Below are 1,026 nucleotides of genomic sequence, written 5' to 3'. Positions count from 1 at the left end.
GGTCAGGATGGCTCGACCCTTGCCGACGGGTGAGCTCACGATGGCGGGTGGGGTGCCTTCGATGCCGGTGTACACGGCCAGGATCTGCGCTGCAGGGTCCGCCGCAGCGCCGAAGTCGAAGCGACAGCCGCCGTTGTAGTGCGCGTAAAGCGCTACCGGAGCCTCGGTCAGGCGATCGGTCGTCCGAATTTCTGCGGCCACAGCGCTCCTGGGCGTTGCGTCATAGGCGACGCCGCCGGTGAGTTCGGGCAACGAGCCCACCGCGACTGCATCCACGAACCGCAGTTCGCGTGCGCCGCAGATCGCACTGTCGGTACCGGCATGGAAGGCGAGTTCCCTGCAGGCGTAATACGCGCCGGCGCAGATGCCCAGGTAGACGCCGCCTTCTTCGACGAAGCGCCGGATGCGCTGGTTGGGGGCGCCGTTCAGCGCTTCGCAGAACGGAAGGTCCGCGCCACCTGGCATGACGAACAGGACGGCGTCATCGAAGAGCGCCGTGTCATGCGCGAGGTCGTCGGCAATGACCGCACGGACCTCGTAGGCAGCGGGAACGAGCTGCTGCGCGATCGCCCTCATCACGCGCGACGTGCCGTCGAAAGTGCCGGCGTCGATGTAGGTCAGGATCTTCGGTTTTGGCATGCTGGCTTGCTGTCTTTCCAAAGGAGCATTTTCGCCATCGACTTCCCCGAAGCAGTGCCGACCCATTCGCTGCGGATCGTCGCAGCCTACATTGAGCTCATAGGTGACGGCGAAATCACCGAGTTCAGTCTGAAGGACGAAGGGCTTGGGTTCCGCCGCAATGCCGGCTGTGCGGCGCGCCGCTTCAAGCAGCATGGCTTCGACCCTGCCGCCCTACCGAGATCAACAAACCCTAGCCTGGATTTCCACGCTGGGTAGTTCGCCTAACGCGGTGGCCTGTTCGTCAGGGGCTGGGGGTTACGCCGACATGCGCAGAGAGTAGCCCTTCCACCAGGGAATGGGGATCGCAGTATTGAGCAATCCGGAGGCGAGAACGATGGGCAAGTG

Annotated in this window: 2 protein-coding genes; one reads left to right on the top strand and one right to left on the bottom strand. The window is 64.1% G+C overall.

The genetic code is table 11. The features are described 5' to 3' along the window. Positions 1-639: BPL-N domain-containing protein (locus tag AC1DY5_RS56845; protein ID WP_478122907.1), on the bottom strand; the 639-nt coding region annotated here is incomplete at its 3' end. Positions 640-645: 6 nt separating this feature from the next. Between AC1DY5_RS56845 and AC1DY5_RS56840 the strand changes: the two genes are divergently transcribed. Further along, complete coding sequence (locus AC1DY5_RS56840; RefSeq protein ID WP_478122906.1) at positions 646-897, top strand: hypothetical protein; 252 nt, start codon at positions 646-648, stop codon at positions 895-897. The last annotated feature ends 129 nt before the right edge of the window (positions 898-1,026 follow it).

This window comes from Variovorax sp. P4_D9 (assembly GCF_056401695.1).
Note: the sequence above shows the minus strand (reverse complement) of the source record. Positions and strands in the feature narration are given on the sequence as shown.